The following is a 279-nucleotide window of genomic DNA, read 5'->3' as shown; positions in this document are numbered from 1 at the left end:
GTGGCTTCGGAAGGTCATCCGGCCACGTTCACCTATGGCGTCAACGCGGGTGTGCTGCCGGCAGGCCTGTCGTTGAACCCCAGCACCGGAGTGCTGAGTGGCACGCCCACCCAGGCGGGCGCCTTCAGCTTCACCATCAGCGCCACCGATGGCGGCGGATTCACCGGCAGCCAGTCCTATTCGGGCGCCGTGGCGGGCGGTGTCGTCGTGTTGCCGGCGGCAAGCCTGGGCAATGCCAGCGCCGGCACCGCCTACAACCACAGCTTCTCCGCCAGTGGC

At 68.8% G+C, this 279-nt stretch carries 1 protein-coding gene; it reads left to right on the top strand.

Features of this window, described 5'->3' with window-relative positions; translation table 11 throughout:
* On the top strand, positions 1 to 279 hold a 279-nt coding region (locus tag EN845_RS35090), incomplete at both ends, for an Ig domain-containing protein (RefSeq protein WP_135931364.1).

This window comes from Mesorhizobium sp. M8A.F.Ca.ET.202.01.1.1 (assembly GCF_004791595.1).
Lineage (GTDB): Bacteria > Pseudomonadota > Alphaproteobacteria > Rhizobiales > Rhizobiaceae > Mesorhizobium.
Note: the sequence above shows the minus strand (reverse complement) of the source record. Positions and strands in the feature narration are given on the sequence as shown.